This window comes from Bacteroidota bacterium (genome assembly GCA_034723125.1).
In the GTDB taxonomy this organism is placed as follows: Bacteria; Bacteroidota; Bacteroidia; order CAILMK01; family JAAYUY01; genus JAYEOP01.
In genome coordinates this window covers 1-5,302 of the sequence record JAYEOP010000062.1, presented here as the reverse complement: position 1 = coordinate 5,302, position 5,302 = coordinate 1, and the positions used below count along the sequence as shown (strand labels likewise).

The window sequence follows — 5,302 nt, the reverse complement described above, 5'->3', positions numbered from 1 at the left end:
AACGCAGTCAGATTGTTTATTATCTTTGTTCCCAAAGGGTTTTCAGAGTTTTTCATATACTTCTTCAAAAATTTTAACATTATCCCGATAGTGCATCAAAATTTTTCATTGTCTATAAAAAACTCTGAGAATCTTAATGCGAATGTATTTATAGCCCCCCCCTAAAATAAATAGCCGGAACATTGTTTTCAAACGAGCATCAAACAAATATCAGGAATTCTGATTATTAAAGGGGGGTTCTTATTCATTTTCTTTCAAGTACTTTTTTGATTCTATAATGAATCTTTTTCCAATTTTATATGAAAGTTCATTTGTGGTATCAAGCCTTTCGGGATGCCACTGTACTGCTATTAGAAATGATTTATCTTTGGGGCTTTTCCATTCCACACTTTCTGTCAGTCCATCTTCTGTCTTTGAACTCACTTTGAGTTTTGTTGAAATTTCATCAATTGCCTGATGATGATTGGTATTAACAATTCCTGAATTTACTCCGCAAATATTTTCCAACAAGCTTCCATTTATCAATGTTACTTTATGAAAACAAGTATCAGATTTTTCACAACGGTGAATTACTGTTGTGTCAAAATCAGCAGGGATATCAATTATCAAACTTCCGCCTAAGGCAACATTTAAAATTTGTTGCCCACGGCAAACTCCAAGTATTGGAATTTTCATTTCAAGAGCTTTTTTTATCAATGCCAATTCAAGAGTATCACGTCTTTTATCAATATAACCACAGCGAGAAGTATCCTTTTCTTTTTCATAAAGTCCAGGAAAAACATCAGGACCTCCGCTAATTATTAATCCTGCACAATCATCAAAAAGCATCATGGCAGAATCAAAAGTTGTAAAATACATATCATAACATTCCGCTTTAGGAGCAAGTATTTTTACCCATTTTTGATATTGCAAATAACCATCAGAGCCCTTTGCTTTTGAAATTGCAATTTTTAAAATTTTTTGTTCGTTTTGATTTTCAGTTTTTTTGCTGTCTCCTGAACAAGCAACAATTAGAACAGCAACAAATAAATAGAGAAATTGTTTAAATTTTTTCATTTTTTTCATCTTTTTATCAGCCGAAGCTTTAGCGAAGGATGATTCATTTTTTTTACACATTAATTACTACCTAAATAGTGTCTCTAAGAAAACTCTGCAAAATTAGATTCCTATCTTTTTGCGATATTTTTATCTTTTTCAACTCACTGATGCTAAGGCATCGCCTCGTCTCAAAAAATAAAAATCTCATCAAAAATCTTAGAAATCATAAAATTTGATAGTTTTCTTAGAGGCACTAAATAATTATCTCCCTCACTCTCCTTTTCGCCCATTCTCCTTCTCAAATTTTCAAAGTAAATCGGTAAAGCAAATCGGCATCTTCTTTTGCGTAGTCAACGCCAATTCTTTTACCTAAAGAAATATCATTTTCATTTATACTTAAATCAGAATCTTCTATCCAAATTGTGTTTTCGCAAAGACTTATTCCAGAATATTCTGTTTTAATTCCAAGAGCTTGAGATAGCTTACCAGGACCCATGCAAATGTTTTTATCAATTTTATTTTTACCTCTTCTTTTCAAAATAGTTTCTATCCCTTCTATCGGTTTTATCCCCCTAATAAGTACAGCATGAGGAATACCATTTTTGTTTGTTACAACATTAAATAAAGAATGAATTCCATAACAAAGATAGACATAAGCAACACCCCCATTTTGAAACATTATTTCAGTTCGTTTTGTTCTTTTATTTGCGTAAGCATGAGAAGCTTTATCCGTAGCACCTTCATAGGCTTCTGTTTCAGTAATTATTCCGGCAGTTATTTCGTTTTCAATTTTTGTAAAAAGAATTTTACCTAAAAGATTTTTGCTGATTTTTACAACATTATTCCCCCTATAAAAACTTTTGGATAATTTAGACATCATTAAATTTTGCACAAAGATATATTTACTGATTGTATTGAACTAATAATTTTTTAGTATCTTAGATTTTTATTAAAATTTGCCTGTTTCGTAAAAATTTGAGCTTTTTGATTTTTCCTGTGGTACAATTTTAGCTTTTATCAAAACAAAATATGAATTATGAAACAACTAAGTATATTCCTTACATTTTTTGTCGTTCTCACTCTTTGTTCATTTACAAATTTTGATGTTTTTGATGATATTGCTTTGGCAATAAAATCAGCTAATAGCAAAGAAGTAGCTAAGTATTTTAGTCCAAGAGTAGAATTAAAAATTAATGATGAAGAAAATATTTACAGTAAAAGCCAAGCAGAAATAATTCTTAAAGAATTTTTTATAAAAAACCCACCTCTAAATTTCATTATCAGGCACAAAGGTGCATCAGCAAAAGGATTACCTTATATTATTGGAGACCTGAAAACTTCAAACGGAAATTACAGAACATACTTTTTGTTTAAAGAGGTCAATAACAAACTATATATTCAAGAACTTCAATTTGATAAAGAATAATATTTTAGCGTGAAAGTAGATTTTGTTTCCCAAGATTATTTTGATAAAAATATTAGTGAACTTGTAAAGTTTGCACTTAAGGAAGATATCGGAAGTGGAGACCACACTTCATTATCAACCATCCCCGACAACTCAGTTATTGAAGCACAACTGCTCATAAAAGACAAAGGTAAAATTGCAGGAATAGACCTTGCTGAATATATTTTCAAATACGTTGATAAAAACATAGAATTAAATAAATTTTTTTCTGACGGAGATAATGCTGAGTATGGCGATATCGCTTTTAAGGTAAAAGGAAAGGCACAATCAATTCTTACCTCCGAGCGATTAGTTCTTAATTTTATGCAACGATTAAGCGGAATAGCAACAAAATCGGCTTACTTAACAGGACTGATAAAAGATTACCCAACAAAATTATTAGACACCAGAAAAACCACCCCCGGATTAAGATTTCTTGAAAAATGGGCTGTAAATATTGGTGGATCCTATAACCACAGAATTGGATTATTTGACATGATTCTTATAAAAGATAATCATGTTGACTATGCAGGAAGCATTACAAATGCTGTAAATCTGGCAAATAAATATATAGAGAAAAATAAATTAGATATTCAAATTGAAGTTGAAATACGAAACTTTGATGAGCTAAATGAAATTCTAAAACTCAAAAATATTGTAAACAGAATTTTACTTGACAATTTCACTCCTGAAAATTTAGAAAAAGCTGTTAAAATTGTTAACAAAGAAATTATCACAGAAGCATCAGGTGGAATTACTGAAAAAAATATTGTTGATTTTGCAAAAACCGGAGTTGATTACATTTCTTCAGGAGCATTAACAAATTCAGTACGCTCATTAGATTTAAGTTTAAAAATAATAAAATAATTTTTGTTCGTTTAAAACTTCAAATTATTGTATTTTAGAGGTCTCATTTTTTTTAACTAATAGATATTCCAATGTTAAATTATCGTTTTACTTCATTGTTTAAATTCAAACAATTATTAATTTTTGTTTTCATTTTGTCATATAATTTTTCGCTGTATGCTCAGCCCAACAAGGTTTTTACTTCCTCAAAAAGCAGAAAAGCCTTAACACTTTATTCTAAAGCAACAGAATTATTAATGGTCAAAAATTATAAAGATGCAGAAATCATCCTTAATAATGCTATTAAAGCTGACCCTAACTATGTTGATGCCTACATGCGTCTATCTTCCATTTATTACAAAACAGGTAAAATTGAAAAAGAAAAGGCAATGTACGAAAAAGCACTTGAACTAAAACCTGAATATCCAAACGTAAATTTCAATTATGCTTACTTGCTCATGAGAGAAACCGACTATGAAAATGCAATAAAATATTTTAAAATATTTGCAGAATTTGGTGGTACATCACAAAGATTTCAGAAAAAAGCATACGAAAATATTGAGCTATGTAAATTTAGAATTCATCAAATGAAACATCCTGTACCCTATAAACTCAATAATGCAGGTAAAAGCATAAATACTGAGCTTGACGAATATTGGCCTGTTCTTACTGCTGATGATGGAAATTTATTTTTTACTCGTAAATTGCTTGCAAACAAATCAGCGAAAGTTGCTTTTGCTCAATTCAATGAAGATATTTTTATTAGTGACTTTAAAAATAATGACTGGACAAACACAAGACCACTTCCTGGCTTTTTGAATTCACCAAATAAAAATGAAGGAGCAATTTCTATTTCACCAGATGGCAATTCATTATACTTTACAATTTGTTCAGAAGACAGAAATTTAGGTTACGGATGGTGTGATATTTATTATTCCGAATACAGAAGAGGAAAATGGCAAGCACCTAAAAATATAGGTCAACCAATTAATACAAGAGGAAAAGAAACTCAACCTTCAATTTCTTTTGATGGAAAAACAATTTATTTTAGTGCCAATCGTGAAGGCTCAGTAGGAAAATTAGATATTTGGAAAAGCACAAAACTTAAAAATGGCAAATGGTCAGAGCCTGTAAATTTAGGACCACGAATTAATACTAAAGGCAATGAGCAATCTCCTTTTATTCATTCTGACGACCAAACTTTATATTTTTCTACAGATAAAAGAAAAGGTATGGGAGAATCAGATATTTTTATTGCTCGCAGATTACCAAGCGGAGAATTCGGAATGGTTACAAACCTTGGCTATCCTTTAAATTCTCACAAAAGTGAATTAGGAATATTTGTAAGTGCCAGCGGAAGAAAAGCATTTGTTGCTTCACGCAAAGAAGGTGGAGAAGGCGGATTGGATATTTATGATTTTAAAATGCCTAACAAATTTAAACCTCGCCCTGTTTGTTACTTAAAAGGGGTCGTTTATGATGCTGATACTAAACAAAAACTGGGAGCAAGATTTGAATTAATAAATCTTTCAACAGGAAAATTAATTGTTGAATCTCGCTCCGACCCAATAACAGGTAAATTCCTCGTTGCAATTCCTTCCGACAAAGATTATGCTCTTAATGTTTCACGAAAAGGCTACTTATTTTACTCCGATAATTTTTCCATAAAAGGAATAAAATCAACAGCGTTTGAAAAAGATGTTCCTCTTTTGAAAATAAAGATTGGCCAAACAATAATTCTTAAAAATGTATTTTTTGACTTTGACAAATTTACTTTAAAGGATGAATCTCGAGCTGAATTAAAAAAAACAATTCAGTTTCTGTACAAATATCCTAAGGTAAAAGTTGAATTAAGCGGATACACCGACAACAAAGGAAGCTCGCAATACAACAAAACATTATCACAAAACAGGGCAAAAACAGTTTACAATTATTTGATAAAAAACGGCAAAATACCAGCTTCAAGGTTAAGTT

General features: G+C 30.6%; 5 protein-coding genes. 3 read left to right on the top strand and 2 right to left on the bottom strand.

Translation table 11 applies throughout. The features are described 5' to 3' along the window. Positions 1–240 precede the first annotated feature (240 nt). On the bottom strand, positions 241–1,056 hold the full coding sequence (locus U9R42_02055) for a gamma-glutamyl-gamma-aminobutyrate hydrolase family protein (GenBank protein ID MEA3494797.1): 816 nt from the start codon (positions 1,054–1,056) through the stop codon (positions 241–243). A 280-nt stretch (positions 1,057–1,336) separates the two neighbouring features. Continuing rightward, a complete protein-coding gene (locus U9R42_02050; protein MEA3494796.1) occupies positions 1,337–1,930 on the bottom strand; it encodes a DNA-3-methyladenine glycosylase in 594 nt (197 codons plus the stop codon). A 144-nt stretch (positions 1,931–2,074) separates the two neighbouring features. Between U9R42_02050 and U9R42_02045 the strand changes: the two genes are divergently transcribed. From U9R42_02045 to U9R42_02035, 3 genes are all read left to right on the top strand, one after another. Then, the gene (locus tag U9R42_02045; protein MEA3494795.1) at positions 2,075–2,464 is read left to right on the top strand and encodes a DUF4783 domain-containing protein; all 390 of its coding nucleotides are present in this window, start codon (positions 2,075–2,077) and stop codon (positions 2,462–2,464) included. A 9-nt stretch (positions 2,465–2,473) separates the two neighbouring features. After that, positions 2,474–3,349, top strand: coding sequence for a carboxylating nicotinate-nucleotide diphosphorylase (nadC, locus tag U9R42_02040; protein MEA3494794.1), 876 nt, complete (start codon positions 2,474–2,476; stop codon positions 3,347–3,349). Between the two features lie 71 nt (positions 3,350–3,420). Next, on the top strand, positions 3,421–5,302 hold a 1,882-nt coding region (locus U9R42_02035; GenBank protein ID MEA3494793.1), incomplete at its 3' end, for an OmpA family protein.

Coding starts and splice junctions, on each gene's coding strand:
- U9R42_02045 (MEA3494795.1), top strand. CDS start 2,075: ATGAAACAACTAAGTATATTCCTTACATTTTTTGTCGTTCTCACTCTT.
- U9R42_02055 (MEA3494797.1), bottom strand. CDS start 1,056: ATGAAAAAATTTAAACAATTTCTCTATTTATTTGTTGCTGTTCTAATT.